Genomic DNA, 14,093 nt, shown 5'->3' with positions numbered 1-14,093 from the left:
CAACACGCCGTTGCTTGAATTTTGGTCATTCAAGCGCACGGCATTTTGCAAGCCTGTCAAACTCCCGGTATCTTTGTCTTAGCGAATGAAGGAGGGATTCGGCGGGAGGCAAATTGCCTAAATACGCGCCACATCGATCAATCATTTCGTCAAGGACCCTTATTCAGTAACAATCGACCGAAAATAAGTCAATATGGCTGACGTAAATTTCAATAGGCTTCATTCTGAACGGGCCGGTGATCTCTTGGCCAGTGATGGCAATGGGAAAAAGACTGGCCCTGACGCAGACCATAGCTCTCCCCCTTACGACTTGATCGAGCTTCTGTTTTTCGCCTATCGCGACTTCACCAGCGATCCGGATGATGTGCTTGCTCAGTTTGATTTTGGCCGGGCTCACCACAGGGTATTGCATTTCGTTGATCGAAATCCCGGCATCATGGTCACCGATCTGCTCAGTGTCCTGCGCATTACAAAACAAAGCCTCGGGCGTGTTTTGAAACAGCTCGTTGACGAGGATTTCATTGAGCAAAAGCCAGGGGAAAACGACCGGCGGCAACGACGTTTGAAAACCACCGAGAAAGGCCACAGTTTGGCAATGCGGCTGGCGAGCCTGCAGGCGGGACGCCTCAATCAGGCCATGAAAAACATGTCTGAAGATGAGAAGGCCGTCACACGCAAGTTTCTGTTTCACATGATCAATCCGGACTCGCGTGTTGAAGTTGCAAAACTCTTGCGCAGCGACGACCCCGCCCTGAAGGCCGATCCTGACGGGACGCAACTATTCAACGATCAGGAGACACGTTGATGGCAACGGCACTTGACGACAATGCGAGCCACATTCTTCTGATTGACGATGACCAGCGGATACGCGATTTGCTGTCGCGGATCCTTTCAGAAAACGGCTACCGGGTGACAGCTGCCGCGAACGCAGCAGAAGCACGCAAGTGCATGACCGGCCTGGCGTTTGATCTACTGATCCTCGATATCATGATGCCCGGTGAAACAGGGCTTGAACTGGCCAGGGACCTACGGACGCAGTCCGACGTACCGATCTTGATGCTGACGGCGCGCTCCGACGCTGCCGACCGGATTGCCGGGCTTGAAGTCGGTGCAGATGATTACTTGCCGAAACCCTTCGAGCCGCGCGAACTGATGCTGCGTATGTCTGCCATCTTGCGCAGGGGCGGCCCCAAGCAGCCCGAGTTTATCGAAGAGATCAAATTCGGCCCGTTTGTCTACAACGCATCCCGCGCCGAACTGAAAAACGGCACGACACCTGTCCGGCTCACAGACAGGGAAAAACAGATCCTGTCGATATTTGCCGAGCAACCCGGCGCCACCGTGCCCCGGCACAAGATCGTGGGAGATGACAGCGGCCTGGGCGAACGGACGGTGGATGTGCAAATCAACCGGCTGCGCCGCAAAATCGAGGTCGACCCGGCCAATCCTATCTACCTTCAGACCGTTAGAGGAATTGGGTACCGTCTTGCCTGCGACTAAGCAGAAACTCACACACCAGACCGGTTGGAAAGGCCTCCAATGGCCAGCTTGAACCACTTTTTCTCCAACCGCCGGCTGCCGTTCCCATTCAGCCTTGTGTTTTCAGCCTACAAGGCAGGATCACGTTGGCTTTATCAGGTGATGCCCAAAGGCCTGTACACCCGGGCACTGCTGATCATCGTGGTACCGATTCTGGTGCTGCAATCCGTTCTGGTCATCGTTTTTATGGAGCGGCACTACGATCTAGTGTCGCGCCGCATGTCGGAGGCCATCGTCCGGGAAATTGCCGCGATTGTCTATGTACTGGAGAACTACCCCCAGGAAGAAAGCCATGAGCGGATCGAAACAATGGCCCGCGACGCACTGGAACTGAGTGTGTCCATCCTCCCGCTCGAGCCCCTGCCCGCCCCAGCTCCAAAACCCTACTTTGATGTCATTGATCAAGGGCTAAGCCGCGAAATAAGCGAACGGATCGGTAAGCCGTTCTGGATCGACACGGTTGGGCGATCGCGTTTTGTCGAAATCCGTATTCAGCTCAAAAATGAAATTCTGCGCGTATTTGCCAGGCGCAGTCAGGCCTATGCCTCAAATTCGCACATTTTCCTGGTCTGGATGTTTTCAACTTCCCTGGTGCTGATCGTAATTGCCATGGTGTTCTTGCGCAATCAGATCCGCCCGATCGTTCGGCTTGCCGACGCGGCCCAGGCCTTCGGAAAAGGCCGTCCTGTGATTGATTTCAGGGCCAGTGGCGCTCGCGAGGTGCGCCGCGCCGGTCAGGCCTTTATTGAGATGCGCCGGCGGATCGAGCGTCAGATGGATCAGCGCACGACAATGCTGGCTGGCGTCAGTCATGACCTGCGAACGATCCTGACACGCCTTAAGCTGCAACTCACTTTGTTGGGTGAGACACCCGAAACAGAGGGCATGCGCAAGGATCTCGATGAGATGACCACCATGCTCGAGGACTACCTTGCCTTTGCCCGGGGTGATGGTGACGAAGCTGTCCAATTCACCGATCTTGGTCTGATCTTCGAGGAACTCGAAGAAGAAGCGGAAATTTCGGGCCGCCCCTTAAAGACCTCGTTCGAAGGTGATCAAGAGGTGGCCATCCGGCGGCTGGCCATCAAGCGCGGCTTATCGAACCTTGTAACAAATGCTGCGAAATACGGCAGCAAGGTTGTCCTGAGCGGAACGAACAAGAACAACTGGCTCACCCTTGTGGTCGATGACAACGGGCCTGGCATTCCCGAGGGTCAGCGCGACTCCGCAACACGAGCGTTTCAGCGGCTCGACAGCGCTAGAAACCAGGACCAGTCGGGAAGCGGTCTCGGACTTGCGATTGCCCGGGACATTGCCCGCTCGCATGGCGGCGACTTGTTTTTGGAAGACAGCCCCTTGGGCGGCCTGCGGGCCCGCATCAGAATTCCGAGCTAGCTTTCCCAGTGCTGCATTCAGTAAAGCCGGCCCCCGATCGGTGCATCGCGTTCCGGGGTCAGGAGCACCACTTCGCCATTCTCATCCGGTACGCCCAAGGTGAGGACTTCAGACATCACGGGACCAATCTGCCGCGGCGGGAAATTGACCACGGCCATGACAAGCCGTCCATGCAGAGTCTCGGGTGTGTAGTGCTTCGTGATTTGCGCAGACGTTTTTTTAATCCCAATCTCCGGTCCGAAATCGATCCGAAGTTTATAGGCAGGCTTGCGCGCTTCTGGAAATTCCTCCGCCTCCACAACTCTGCCAACGCGGATATCGACTTTCAAAAAATCGTCAAAGGAAATCTGTTCGCTCATATCAACACACCTCACATCAAAACGGCGGCACTCTGCCGCCCTTGTCCGGATTGTGCAAGGTGACGATAGGTCAATGCATGGTCGGCACTTCTTCGCTATCATCCAGGGCCGGCTCCGGAGCCTGCGTGCGGGCGGTTTTATGTTTGCCGCGCCGCTGCATTTTGCGAGCCCTGGACCCGAGGCGGCCAGCGAACTTCAGAAAACCATCCAACCGGTCGAGGCGCTTCATCCAGGACACCCCCTCATCCAGTTCCTTGTCCAGCTTGGACATGGTGCGTGGCATTCCTTCATCGTCCTCGCCGAGCCAGGTCTCCACGACGCGCGCAAACGCAATCGCTAGACCCTGCACCGTTGCAGCCCGCTTGAGCCCACCCAATTCAACTCCGGCAGCATCAAGCATCCATGCCTGGGATTTGACAGCGATTGCATTGAACTCCAGCGCCAAAACCGGGTCGGTTCGGGCCGCTTCATACAGGGCCCGTACAAACGGCTTGTGAGGAGCAAGATGGTCTATCCGGGTCATTAGCACGTCAAACAGCCGGTCTCGGGCCGGTTGATCACCCATGTCATCGTCCCGTTCGTCCAAAACCGCGCTGTCGATTTCGCGGGAAAACGCTTTCACAAGATCGATTTTTGAATCGTAGCTTTCGCGTAAAACAGACAGCTTTACATCCGCAGCTTCGGCGAGCTGGACCAAGCTCACTTCGCTGTAGCCGTTTTCGGCAACCAGCTCCTGAAAGGTTTTCATAATTTTCTGGCGCGTCTTGGCAGTAGCCATCGAAATCCTCCGTAACTTCCCATAAACATAGGACGGACGCACGGCGGCGCAAAGACCATCAGGCAAACCGAAGGCGTGATTATGCTGCGGCGAGCTCTTTTGCCCGTTTCACGGCAGCGGCAACGGCTCGCACCATCAACGGCTCCATGCCGGTGTCCGCCATAAGAACATCGAGCGCGGCTGCGGTTGTCCCATTGGGTGATGTGACATTCTTTCGCAAGGCAGACGGTGTTTCTTCAGACTGATGCATGAGTTCACCAGCCCCGGTTACTGTCGCCACTGCAAGCTGATGCGCAGTGTCTTTCGGCAAACCTGCTTCAACTCCAGCTTGAGCAAGGCATTCCGCAAGCCAAAACACATAGGCCGGTCCCGACCCGCTTACACCGGTGACAAGGTCGATCTGTTCCTCGCTGTCCAGCCAGACGACATTGCCTACGGCCGACAACAGCTGGCCGACAGTCTGCTTTTGAGCCTCTGTTACCTTGTCATTGGGATAGACCGCCGTAACTCCCCGGCCAACCATCGCAGGCGTGTTCGGCATGGCGCGCGCGATGGGAACATCTCCAAAGGCACCTTTGAATTTCGAAACTGGCGTCCCTGCCGCAACTGACAGCAGCAACGTGTCCGGTTCAACGCATCCGGAGAGGGTGGGCAATACGGCATCCATCAGCTGAGGTTTAACAGCAACCATGATGACAGCAGGCCGAAGACCACTGTCTGGTACCGTGACATGGCGGATCTGGTGAGTCTGAATAAGCTTGACGACCTCCTCTGAAGGCGAAGGGTCTGAAATGACGACGGCAGAAGGCTCAACGCCTTCCGCCATCCAACCGGCCAGCATGGCCCCGCCCATTTTGCCTGCACCCACAAGCAAAAAGGGGCGGTCCTTTGAAAAAATCATGCTTCTCCTGCGGTCTCGAAAAGAGCCGTATCAATCGCCTGTGTAGCAGTGTGTCCGGCCCACACGACAAATTGGAAAGACTGGTAGTAGCGTTCACAGCTTTCCAACGCGTTGGAAAGCATGGATTCAATTTGGGATGAACTGGCTTCGGCGCCGCCGGCAAGTACAAGGGACTGCCGGAACATGACCACGCCCTCTTTGTGCCACAGATCGAAATGGCCCATCCAGAGCTGCTCATTGGCGAGCGCCAGCAGCTTGATGATTTCTGTTTTCCGGAGCTCGGTGACCTTCAGGTCGAACGCGCAGGCAAGATGCAGCGCCTCGACTTCTTCCATCCAGGAAAATGAAACGTGATAGTCGCACCATGCGCCCGACATAGAGATCGTAATCTCGTCGTCGGCTGATCTCTCGAACAGCCAATCGTTTAACGCGGCAACAGTTTCGATGGTGTCGACGGGATTGTCAGGTCGCTCGAATTCGAACTCGATGAGGCTCATGCGCCTTCTCCCCTTTCGAGCCGGAGGCGCGAGAGCCCGATTGGAAACCGGGCGTGGCCGCCGGATATGTCCCAAGTCGGAGGAGCATCCTGACCACTTGAAGCGGTTCGATCATGCCCCGACGAATCCCTGTTAAGATTCAATACTAGAACAGCATAGAGTTAAGCAGGTGCTATCTGAAACACTCGCCGGCCTCAAACCTGTGGACGAATCTCTTGCCTGCAACCATCTGGGGAGAAGAATATGGTCAAAAAAATCGCCTGAATCAGGGCGCGCCGTCAGCCTTCATTAGCCGGCTTTTCGGTTGCCTTTTTCGATTTTCCCGCGGTTTTTCCCTCAAGCGCTTCAAGGCGCGCCTCGAGTTCGTCGATACGGTCCAAGGCCCGGGTTGCCAGATCCTTCACAACATCGTGCTCTTCACGTGTCACCAGGTCCATATCCGACAAAAACCGCTCCGCCTGTGCCCGGAATGCGGTCTCAACTTCACGGCGGGCGCCCTGGGCAACACCGGCTGCATCGGTCATCAATTTTGCAAAATCGTCCAATAGACGGTTTGGACCCTGTGTCATCGGGCGCTCCTTTTTCATGGCCTGACCGACAGGTATGAGTATTTATGAAGAACTTCAAGCGGCAACCGACACCCGGCGGTCCTCTTGACGCAGGTCGGACAAGAGGGCAAGCGTCTGGCCAAAGACACCTGAGAGGCCGGGACGCTTGACTACAATCATCGGCCCAACGGCCTGTTATCAATTGAGGATGTGAGCGTGTCGCTCTTCGTGTTGCCCTTTCCCGTCATCGATCCGGTCATCATCGAAGTCGGTCCATTTGCCCTGCGCTGGTACGCACTGGCTTATATCGTCGGCATTTTGCTTGCCTGGCGCTACATGCGCCGCCTGGTTCTCAATGACGCGCTCTGGGGCGGAAAAGCACGGCCGACACCGGTGGATCTCGATGATTTCGTCGTTTGGGGGACGCTCGGCATCATTATTGGCGGCCGGCTAGGCTATGTGCTGTTCTATAACCCGGCTTACTACCTTGCCAATCCCGGTGAAGCCCTTGCTGTGTGGTCCGGCGGCATGTCTTTCCATGGCGGGTTTGCCGGCACCGTCATCGCAATGATCCTATTTGCCCGGCGCCGGGGTCTGTCTATTTGGACCCTCTTCGATCTCGCCGGGTGCGCGGCTCCAATCGGTCTGTTCTTCGGCAGGATTGCCAACTTCATAAATGCCGAGCTCTGGGGAAGACCATCAGATGTCCCGTGGGCTATGGTTTTTCCGGGCGCCGGTCCCGAACCGCGCCATCCCAGCCAGCTCTACGAGGCTGCGCTGGAAGGGGTGTTACTGTTCTTTGTCCTTCGCCTTGTGAGCCACCGGTACAAAATGCTTGAAAAGCCGGGATTCATCGCCGGGGCATTTGCGTTTGGATACGGCGTAACCCGCTCGATCGCCGAGCTCTACCGCGTCCCCGATGCACATATCGGCTACCTTTCCGGGTTTCTGACGATGGGCATTCTCCTGTCGCTGCCCATGATCCTTGTCGGCCTCGGCGTCATGATATGGTCGGCCCGCCGGACGCCGGCCGCCATATGACCGCGCTGCCCCTGAAAGACCGTCTCAAAGCACAAATCGCGGCAAGCGGGCCGATTTCCGTTGCCGAATACATGGCATCATGTCTGAGCGATCCGACGGACGGCTACTACGCCACCAAGGAGCCTTTCGGAGCAGACGGCGATTTCATCACAGCGCCTGAGGTCAGCCAGATGTTTGGCGAATTGATCGCAGCGTGTCTCATCGGCGCTTATGATGCAGCGGGACGGCCTGATCACTTCGTTCTCACCGAATTGGGCCCGGGGCGCGGAACCTTGATGGCCGATCTGTTGCGCACCGCAAAGCTCCGCCCGGATTTCCTAAGCGCTGCAAAACTGTGTCTTGTGGAGACCAGCTCCCGGCTCAGGGAAATACAGTTGGACAAGCTGAAAGGCGCGCCTCTTGCTCCCGACTTTCTTAAAAGCATCACGGAACTGCCGGCCGCACCGGTTCTGCTCGTTGCCAACGAGTTCTTTGATGCCTTGCCGATCCACCAATTCGTCAAGACAGAGAACGGCTGGCGCGAGCGTATGGTTGGCCTGGATGCACAAGAAGCACTCGCCTTCGGCATTGGTTCGGCCGTGCTTCCTGAGCATCAGATCCCGGTTTCAGCCGCCATGGCACCCACCGGATCCATTCTCGAAACACAGCCAGCCGGCAACGCGGTCGCCGAGGAGATTGGCCTGCGCCTCAAGACATACGGCGGCTTGGCATTGATTATCGACTACGGTTACTTGCAAACGGTCCCCGGAGAGACGTTGCAAGCGCTGTACAGGCAAAAGCCCGACCCGGTGCTTGCCCATCCCGGTCACGCGGACGTCACGGCGCATGTGAACTTCGAAGCCCTGGCTGCTGCGGCCCAATCAGCAGGGGCCCGTTCTCTTCCGCCTATGACTCAGGGCGACTTTCTCTTGAAAATGGGTTTGCTGGAACGCGCCGGGCGTCTTGGAACGGGCAAATCGCACCAGGAACAGGAGTCAATCAGGGACGCGGTGGAGCGGCTCGCGGCGCCGAACCAAATGGGGGACCTGTTCAAGGTGCTGGCACTCACGGGCGGGCAAGGTCGCCTCCACCCATTTGACAGCAGCTCCCACATGGGCTCAGGATCCCGCTGAGCCCGGCAAATAAGGTCTTTATCATGATCGTCGCACCCGCCCTTGAAAAACCAGGCATACGCCATGCCTTTTTCACCCGGCAAGGCGGTATCTCAACCGGAATCTATGGCAGTTTGAACATAGGGCTCGGCTCTAACGACAACACAGACCACGTCAGGGAAAACCGCCGCCGGGTTTCGGAAAATTTGGGAGTAGCCCCCGATCATCTCCTGACGCCTTACCAAATCCATTCACCGGACGTGATCAAGGTAAAAACGCCCTGGCGCGACGAAGCGGACCGAAAAGCAGATGCGCTGGTGACGGACCGGCCTGGATTGGCGATTGGGATTTCGACAGCCGATTGCGGTCCCGTTCTTTTTGCTGACCCGGATGCGGGCGTTGTCGGCGCGGCCCATTCCGGTTGGAAAGGGGCGATTGGCGGTGTGTTGGAGAACACACTCGCAGCCATGGAAGATCTTGGTGCGGACAGGGCCCGGATTACCGCAACACTCGGACCAACGATCTCGCAATCATGCTATGAAGTCGGCCCAGAATTTCACGGGCATTTTACTGCTGAAGATGAGTTTAATAACACCTTCTTTGGACCGTCGAACCGGCCGGGCCATCTCATGTTTGATCTGCCAGGTTATGTGGTATCCCGCCTGAAAGCCGCCGGATGCGGGCATGTGGAAGATTTGGCCCTTTGCACCTATGCCGACGAGGAGCGCTTTTTCTCCTACCGCAGGACCACCCATCGCAAGGAGCCCGACTACGGCCGCCTGATCTCGGCGATCGTTCTGACGCAGGAGACATGACCATGGCGCTGCATTTCGAACCGGAAGAATTCGACCAAAGACGCAACCGGCTTATGGCCGAAATGGCTAAGCGCAAACTCGATGCCATGGTTCTGTTCGCGCAAGAGAGCATGTACTGGCTCACAGGCTACGACACGTTCGGCTTTTGTTTCTTTCAGTGCCTTATTGTCACGTCCGACGACCGCACCGTGCTTTTGACACGCTCGGCTGATCAAAGACAGGCCAAGCAGACATCAAACATCAAAGACATCCGCATCTGGATCGACCGCGGCGAAGCCAGCCCGGTCGGACAGCTGAAAGACATGCTTTTCGACATGGACCTGTTGGGTGCCCGCATCGGGTTGGAGTTCGACACCCACGGAATGACGGGCAAAATCGGCATCGAGATCCAGGAGGAGCTCGCAAGTTTCGCCGATATTTGCGATGAATCCCCCTTGATCCCGGCCTTGCGGGCCCTCAAGAGCCCCGCCGAAATCGGCTATATCCGCAAGGCAGCGACGCTGGCTGACGCTGCTTATGAAGCCGGCCTGGCCGAAATCAAACCCGGCGCCGACGAAGCGGGCATCCTTGCGGCCATGCAAGGTGTTGTTCTCCAGGGCGACGGGGATTACCCGGCCAATGACTTCGTGATCGGGTCCGGACGGGATGCACTGTTGTGCCGCTACAAATCAGGACGGCGCCAGCTCCAGGACAATGATCAGGTCACTCTGGAATGGGCCGGTGTCTTCCGGCATTATCACGCCGCTTTGATGCGCACTGTCATTATTGGGCGTCCAACGGACCGTCATATGGAAATGTACAATGCCGCTCGCGAGGCTCTTTCGGCTGTCGAAGCGGTTTTGATGCCGGGCCGAACCTTTGGCGACGTCTTTGATGCACATGCTGGAGCTCTGGATGCTCATGACATGATGCCCCACCGGCTCAATACCTGCGGGTATTCGCTGGGAGCGCGGTTTGCCCCGAGCTGGATGGACACGCCAATGGCCTACAAGGGTAACAAAGCCGGAATCCAGCCTGACATGACCTTGTTCGTCCATATGATCTTGATGGACTCGGTCACCGAGACAGCAATGACACTCGGGCAGACCTATCTCACAACCTCTGCCCGGCCGGAATGTCTTTCACGGCTGCCTCTCGACCTTGCTGTCAAGTCAGGCTAAACAATCGCTTGACCACACATGGCCAGGTTGCTGCATTGACTGGCGCCATGACACACAGACCGCTGACCCAGGCGACCTTGATGCCCGTTGTGACCGCTTTTTCCCGATACTCCGCTCAAATATTTGTTGTAGCCCTTCTCACGGGTCTTGCGGCCTGCCAATCGTCTCCGCAGCCCCCGTCCAGTGTCGGACCGGGAGGGCCTGTTCCGACGGTTGCCCCGCCCGCTACTGTACGGGCCGAGGATGCAACCTTCGCATTTGAACCGTTTACCGGGGCACCAGGCAATATTGCGGACGAGTTGTCGGAAAGTATCGGTGAGCAAGCCCGCCGTCAGGGGCTTACGCTTGTACGGCGGGTCGGTGCCCAGGCGACATACCGTGTGAACGGGTATCTTTCGGCCGCCGGCGAGCCGTCGTCAGCGACCGTGTTTTACGTTTTCGACGTGGTCGACAGTTCTGGGCGGCGTCTCAAGCGCATCTCGGGGACAGAACGCACGTCCGGCACCGCCGGTGACCCATGGCAGGCCGTTGATGGACGAACGCTAGACCGGATCGCAAACCGGTCCGTCGTAGAATTGGAGGCCTGGCTGAATAGCCGCTAATGATTTAGCTGGCGAAATTTTTGGCGCTGGTCACCTTTTTCGTAAAAAGGTGATAATCCGCCCAATCACGCTGTTGTCGGATCGGTAAGCTGTTGCTAAAACGCCGCCGCCGACCGGAGAAGACTTCTCCGCATTGAAATACTGTCAGGGACCTGATCGGGGCCAATCCGCGTTAATGAAGCGGGACCTCCTCGGCGTCGCACCAAAAGGACTTGCGGCTCATGAAGATCGTGGCGGGCAACTCAAACCGAGCCCTTGCTGAAGAAATATCCAACTATCTCGATGTTCCCCTAGCAAAATGCCAGGTTCGGCGCTTTGCCGATCAGGAAATCTTCGTTGAAATTCAGGAAAACGTCCGCGGTGAGGACGTTTTTGTCGTTCAGCCGACCAGTTATCCGGCCAACGACCACTTGATGGAACTGCTTATCATCATCGATGCTCTGCGCCGTTCGTCCGCGCGCCGCATCACCGCCGTCATTCCTTACTTCGGCTATGCCCGTCAGGACCGCCGTGCTTCGGGCCGAACTCCTATTTCGGCCAAACTTGTCGCGAACCTGATTACCGAAGCAGGTGCAGACCGCGTCTTGACCCTGGATCTCCATGCCGGACAGATCCAGGGTTTTTTCGATATCCCGACTGACAACCTGTTCGCCGCGCCGGTCATGACCCGCGACATCAAGGAACGCTACGCGACGGAAAATGTCATGGTCGTGTCGCCGGATGTCGGCGGTGTGGTTCGCGCCCGGGCCTTGGCAAAACGTATCGATGCTCCCCTGTCCATTGTCGATAAACGGCGCGACAAACCTGGAGAATCCGAGGTGATGAACATCATCGGGGAAGTGAACGGATATGACTGCATTCTAGTCGACGATATTGTCGACAGCGGCGGCACACTTTGCAATGCAGCAGAGGCGCTGCTGTCCAAAGGAGCGAAATCCGTCACGGCCTACATTACGCATGGTGTTCTGTCCGGAGGCGCCGTTGCGCGTGTGACGTCTTCCAAATTAAAGGAATTGGTGATCACCAATTCAATCGAACCGACGGCGGCGATTACCGCTGCCTCGAACATCCGGGCAGTCTCGATCGCCCCCCTTCTCGGCGAGGCTATCAACCGGACGGCGCTGGAAAAGTCAGTGTCCAGCCTGTTCATTTGATAAAAAACCGATATCGGAAGATGAAAATGGCGCCGCAAGGCGCCATTTTTTGTCCGTCACCGCTTCAACTGACCCGGCAAGCTCAAATCGCCGGATGCGATGTCAAAGACATCAAAAACGCAGAGAAGCGGTGCGTGAACATTTTGATTCACTCTGAGCGCAGCGGTGCCCCCATCATAGTTCAGTGCCGCAGCCGTCAGTTGCCCCGAAAACGGAACCTTGATTGTGATTTCCGGCCCATCGAACACCGGTGAATAGCCCGGGCTATCAATGTAGATGGGAAGCCCAGGCCACGTTGCTGGCATGTTTGGCTCCGCGCCCTTCGGAATGTCCTGCACGGCCAGCGCGCCGTCACCGCAGGCGTCATTTGGCGCAAGAACAATCCAGTGCGAATGCCACTTCGCGCCGTCATTGGTCAGATCGCCATCGCCATCCTCATCGAACAGAGGCGTATCATCGAAATCAGGATGGCTGGTCGCGACCAATGCCAAAACCCCTTTGCCCCCCTCGAACCCAATGCCTTCCGGATCGAGTGATGTGGGCCAGACATATGACTGGACTTCGGCGCCCCCCAACGTCCCAACAGCATCGGGTATGGACTCGCCTGCGGCACCGTTCGTCGTCATGTGAAAAGTGACGATGTTACCCGCCGCGTGAACATGCGCGGCGAGAATGTCGTAGTTCCGGTCGATTTCGGCATTTTTCCCGGAAAGCACAGCTCCGTTCTGATTAACAGCATAGTTTGCATCGGCAAACGCGGCTTGGGCGCACAGAACGGCCGGCAGCATCAAGGCTGCAGAAAAAAGTCGGGATGTTATCGGCATGGAAATTCTCCTTGGGTGTGAGGAACTCCACTTTTTTTGTAGCGACTCGATACTATTGCAAGTTTAATTTCGAGTCGCTATATTTATAAAATGACGGACACCCCCTCCTCGCAATCGCTTAGAGATTTGATTGATCGCCTATCGCGCCTCAGCGCGGCAGAGGATTGGAATGGCCCTCTCAACCCTTCCCAATTTGCGGCTCTATCCTTTCTTTCGCGGGCGAACCGTTTTTCGCGTGCGCCGTCCCATGTGGCCGACTATTTGGCGACAACGCGCGGTACCGCTTCGCAAACACTAAAGGCTCTCGCACGCAAGGACCTCATCACGGAGGAACGGTCTTCAGAAGACAAGCGCAGAATTCGCTACGATGTGTCTTCGGAAGGTTTGGCGCTTCTCCATCAACACGCGCCGCTTGATCATGCGCTGGACGCGATGGACTGCGCCCAGCGCGAAGGACTTGAGGCAGGACTTCGGTTTTTGATTGGTGACATGTTGCGCCAGCGGGGCGGCAAAACGTTTGGGATATGCAAGACCTGCGTTTATCACGACACTGGAAGTGCCATTGCAAGTCAGCATGGATATTGCCGGCTGCTTGGGCTGCCCCTTTCGGCCGGCGACCCCGACCGGATATGCCATGAACACAAACCGCCAGCTGAAGTCAGGCACAACTCATGACCACTCTTTCGTCGATCATTGGCCTCTACACTGGCACCCCGCAGCAATATTGGGAGGACAAGCCCGCATCCGCCATCGGCAAAACCGCAGTGAGCGGACCCGTTTTCGTTGGCAAGACGGGGCTTTCGGGCGATCAGCAAGCAGACCTCACTGTTCATGGCGGCCCGGACAAGGCCATCCATATTTACCCGGCTGAACACTACGAAAGCTGGAGACAGGAATTCCCTGAACACGAAAGCCGGCTACAGCCCGGAGGATTCGGTGAAAACATCGCATCTATTGGTTTGACCGAAGAGACCTGTTGTATCGGGGATATTTTCCGGGCTGGAAGCGTGCTCGTTCAGATCTCACAGGGACGGCAACCTTGTTGGAAACTCAATCGGCATACGGGCATCGACAGCCTCGCCGCCCGATTTCAGCGCAGCTGCAAGACCGGCTGGTATTTTCGGGTGCTGGAGGAAGGCAACCTGGAGCTGGAAACGCCTATCGAGCTCGTTGAAAGGCAGCATGAAAACTGGACAGTAGCCAGAGCCCTTGCTGCGCGGTTCAATCCGCGGCTCGAACCAGAGGTGGCGGCCGAACTCGCTGACATGCAAGTTCTGGCACAAAACTGGCGCGATGCATTTTCGAAAAAATGCGACCCGGATTTCCGGGAGGATATCAGCCGGCGTCTTGAAGGGCTTCCAAACCGGCCTTAGGGGCCAGTCTGGCTCG

Annotated in this window: 17 protein-coding genes; 11 read left to right on the top strand and 6 right to left on the bottom strand. The window is 56.8% G+C overall.

From position 1 onward, the window contains the following. The first annotated feature begins 193 nt into the window (after nt 1-193). The 3 genes from JM93_RS13925 to JM93_RS13915 are packed head-to-tail and all read left to right on the top strand — an operon-like array spanning nt 194 to nt 2,934. The gene (locus JM93_RS13925) at nt 194-805 is read left to right on the top strand and encodes a MarR family winged helix-turn-helix transcriptional regulator (protein WP_145344393.1); all 612 of its coding nucleotides are present in this window, start codon (nt 194-196) and stop codon (nt 803-805) included. Further along, on the top strand, nt 805-1,500 hold the full coding sequence (locus JM93_RS13920; RefSeq protein WP_145344391.1) for a response regulator: 696 nt from the start codon (nt 805-807) through the stop codon (nt 1,498-1,500). Before JM93_RS13925 ends, JM93_RS13920 begins: the two co-directional genes overlap by 1 nt. A gap of 39 nt (nt 1,501-1,539) precedes the next feature. Then, nucleotides 1,540-2,934 carry an ATP-binding protein gene (locus JM93_RS13915; RefSeq protein ID WP_145344389.1) on the top strand — a complete coding sequence of 465 codons (1,395 nt, stop codon included), beginning with the start codon at nt 1,540-1,542 and terminating at the stop codon, nt 2,932-2,934. A 17-nt stretch (nt 2,935-2,951) separates the two neighbouring features. Here JM93_RS13915 and JM93_RS13910 read toward each other — a convergent pair whose 3' ends face one another. The 5 genes from JM93_RS13910 to JM93_RS13890 all read right to left on the bottom strand — a co-directional run bounded on the left by JM93_RS13910 (nt 2,952) and on the right by JM93_RS13890 (nt 6,038). Then, on the bottom strand, nt 2,952-3,293 hold the full coding sequence (locus JM93_RS13910) for a tRNA-binding protein (protein ID WP_145344387.1): 342 nt from the start codon (nt 3,291-3,293) through the stop codon (nt 2,952-2,954). A 70-nt stretch (nt 3,294-3,363) separates the two neighbouring features. After that, complete coding sequence (locus JM93_RS13905; RefSeq protein ID WP_145344385.1) at nt 3,364-4,071, bottom strand: TetR/AcrR family transcriptional regulator; 708 nt, start codon at nt 4,069-4,071, stop codon at nt 3,364-3,366. 79 nt (nt 4,072-4,150) lie between these two features. After that, nucleotides 4,151-4,972, bottom strand: coding sequence for a pyrroline-5-carboxylate reductase (gene proC / locus JM93_RS13900; protein WP_145344383.1), 822 nt, complete (start codon nt 4,970-4,972; stop codon nt 4,151-4,153). After that, nucleotides 4,969-5,469: a type III secretion system chaperone family protein gene (locus JM93_RS13895; RefSeq protein WP_145344381.1), complete on the bottom strand. Its 501-nt coding sequence runs from the start codon at nt 5,467-5,469 to the stop codon at nt 4,969-4,971. Before JM93_RS13895 ends, proC begins: the two co-directional genes overlap by 4 nt. Nucleotides 5,470-5,747: 278 nt before the next feature. Next, nucleotides 5,748-6,038, bottom strand: coding sequence for an accessory factor UbiK family protein (locus JM93_RS13890; RefSeq protein ID WP_145344379.1), 291 nt, complete (start codon nt 6,036-6,038; stop codon nt 5,748-5,750). Nucleotides 6,039-6,233: 195 nt separating this feature from the next. On the opposite strand from JM93_RS13890, the gene lgt reads away from it, so the two are divergent. The 6 genes from lgt to JM93_RS13860 all read left to right on the top strand — a co-directional run bounded on the left by lgt (nt 6,234) and on the right by JM93_RS13860 (nt 11,880). Then, nucleotides 6,234-7,058: a prolipoprotein diacylglyceryl transferase gene (gene lgt, locus JM93_RS13885; protein ID WP_145344377.1), complete on the top strand. Its 825-nt coding sequence runs from the start codon at nt 6,234-6,236 to the stop codon at nt 7,056-7,058. Further along, complete coding sequence (locus JM93_RS13880; protein WP_145344375.1) at nt 7,055-8,170, top strand: class I SAM-dependent methyltransferase; 1,116 nt, start codon at nt 7,055-7,057, stop codon at nt 8,168-8,170. The genes lgt and JM93_RS13880 overlap by 4 nt, the downstream gene beginning before the upstream one ends. A 23-nt stretch (nt 8,171-8,193) precedes the next feature. After that, nucleotides 8,194-8,964 (top strand): peptidoglycan editing factor PgeF, encoded by a 771-nt coding sequence (pgeF, locus tag JM93_RS13875; protein ID WP_145344373.1) that lies wholly within the window; start codon nt 8,194-8,196, stop codon nt 8,962-8,964. 2 nt (nt 8,965-8,966) lie between these two features. Further along, nucleotides 8,967-10,124 carry a M24 family metallopeptidase gene (locus JM93_RS13870; protein ID WP_145344371.1) on the top strand — a complete coding sequence of 386 codons (1,158 nt, stop codon included), beginning with the start codon at nt 8,967-8,969 and terminating at the stop codon, nt 10,122-10,124. A 47-nt stretch (nt 10,125-10,171) separates the two neighbouring features. Beyond that, complete coding sequence (locus JM93_RS13865; protein WP_208995170.1) at nt 10,172-10,726, top strand: hypothetical protein; 555 nt, start codon at nt 10,172-10,174, stop codon at nt 10,724-10,726. A 221-nt stretch (nt 10,727-10,947) separates the two neighbouring features. Further along, nucleotides 10,948-11,880, top strand: a complete 933-nt coding sequence (locus tag JM93_RS13860) for a ribose-phosphate pyrophosphokinase (protein WP_145344369.1) — start codon at nt 10,948-10,950, stop codon at nt 11,878-11,880. A gap of 56 nt (nt 11,881-11,936) precedes the next feature. Here JM93_RS13860 and JM93_RS13855 read toward each other — a convergent pair whose 3' ends face one another. Next, the gene (locus JM93_RS13855) at nt 11,937-12,704 is read right to left on the bottom strand and encodes a hypothetical protein (RefSeq protein ID WP_244300842.1); all 768 of its coding nucleotides are present in this window, start codon (nt 12,702-12,704) and stop codon (nt 11,937-11,939) included. Between the two features lie 90 nt (nt 12,705-12,794). Between JM93_RS13855 and JM93_RS13850 the strand changes: the two genes are divergently transcribed. Next, nucleotides 12,795-13,379 (top strand): MarR family winged helix-turn-helix transcriptional regulator, encoded by a 585-nt coding sequence (locus tag JM93_RS13850; protein ID WP_145344367.1) that lies wholly within the window; start codon nt 12,795-12,797, stop codon nt 13,377-13,379. Beyond that, nucleotides 13,376-14,077, top strand: a complete 702-nt coding sequence (locus JM93_RS13845; protein WP_145344365.1) for an MOSC domain-containing protein — start codon at nt 13,376-13,378, stop codon at nt 14,075-14,077. Before JM93_RS13850 ends, JM93_RS13845 begins: the two co-directional genes overlap by 4 nt. Nucleotides 14,078-14,093 lie beyond the last annotated feature (16 nt).

The organism is Roseibium hamelinense, from assembly GCF_007830545.1.
Lineage (GTDB): Bacteria > Pseudomonadota > Alphaproteobacteria > Rhizobiales > Stappiaceae > Roseibium > Roseibium hamelinense.
Note: the sequence above shows the minus strand (reverse complement) of the source record. Positions and strands in the feature narration are given on the sequence as shown.